The sequence below is a fragment of the Nocardia tenerifensis NBRC 101015 genome, assembly GCF_000308715.1.
GTDB classification, from domain to species: Bacteria; Actinomycetota; Actinomycetes; order Mycobacteriales; family Mycobacteriaceae; genus Nocardia; species Nocardia tenerifensis.
Genome location: NZ_BAGH01000147.1, coordinates 1 through 1,462, shown reverse-complemented (window position 1 = coordinate 1,462; position 1,462 = coordinate 1). Strand labels below are relative to the sequence as shown.

1 rRNA gene is annotated in these 1,462 nt (G+C 55.8%); it reads right to left on the bottom strand.

The window, feature by feature from the left end:
* Positions 1-44: 44 nt before the first annotated feature.
* A 23S ribosomal RNA gene (locus tag ON39_RS11675) occupies positions 45-1,462 on the bottom strand; the annotation flags it as partial.

Below are 1,462 nucleotides of genomic sequence, written 5' to 3'. Positions count from 1 at the left end.
CGTGTGTTGTTTCAGATACTGCACAGTGGACGCGTAGCTTCTTTGTTGGTAAGTCCTCGGCCTATTAGTACCAGTCACCTACACCCGTTACCGGGCTTCCAGTTCTGGCCTATCAACCCCATGGTCTGTGGGGGGCCTTAACCCATCAATGTGGGTGAGAAACCTCATCTTGGAACAGGCTTCCCGCTTAGATGCTTTCAGCGGTTATCCCTTCCGAACGTAGCTAACCAGCGGTGCTCCTGGCGGAACAACTGGCACACCAGAGGTTCGTCCGTCCCGGTCCTCTCGTACTAGGGACAGCCTTCCTCAAGTTTCTGACGCGCGCGGCGGATAGAGACCGAACTGTCTCACGACGTTCTAAACCCAGCTCGCGTGCCGCTTTAATGGGCGAACAGCCCAACCCTTGGGACCTACTCCAGCCCCAGGATGCGACGAGCCGACATCGAGGTGCCAAACCATCCCGTCGATATGGACTCTTGGGGAAGATCAGCCTGTTATCCCCGGGGTACCTTTTATCCGTTGAGCGACACCGCTTCCACTTGCCGGTGCCGGATCACTAGTCCCGACTTTCGTCCCTGCTCGAGCTGTCGCTCTCACAGTCAAGCTCCCTTGTGCACTTGCACTCGACACCTGATTGCCAACCAGGCTGAGGGAACCTTTGGGCGCCTCCGTTACACTTTAGGAGGCAACCGCCCCAGTTAAACTACCCACCAGGCACTGTCCCTGAACCAGATCATGGTCCGAGGTTAGAAGCCCAATACGACCAGAGTGGTATTTCAACGACGACTCCACGAACACTGGCGTGCCCGCTTCACAGTCTCCCACCTATCCTACACAAACCGTACCGAACACCAATACCAAGCTATAGTGAAGGTCCCGGGGTCTTTTCGTCCTGCCGCGCGTAACGAGCATCTTTACTCGTAATGCAATTTCGCCGAGTCTGTGGTTGAGACAGCTGAGAAGTCGTTACGCCATTCGTGCAGGTCGGAACTTACCCGACAAGGAATTTCGCTACCTTAGGATGGTTATAGTTACCACCGCCGTTTACCGGGGCTTAAATTCTCAGCTTCGCACCCCGAAGGGCGCTAACCGGTCCTCTTAACCTTCCGGCACCGGGCAGGCGTCAGTCCGTATACATCGTCTTACGACTTCGCACGGACCTGTGTTTTTAGTAAACAGTCGCTTCTCACTGGTCTCTGCGACCACACCCAGCTCGAGCCGCAAGGGCCGTCACCAGACGTGGTCCCCCTTCTCCCGAAGTTACGGGGGCATTTTGCCGAGTTCCTTAACCACAGTTCTCTCGATCGCCTCAGTATTCTCTACCTGACCACCTGTGTCGGTTTGGGGTACGGGCCGTGTACCAACTCACTAGAGGCTTTTCTCGGCAGCATAGGATCACTGAATTCGCCTCAATCGGCTACGCATCACCTCTCAGGCTACATGTCCGGCGGATTTGCCTACC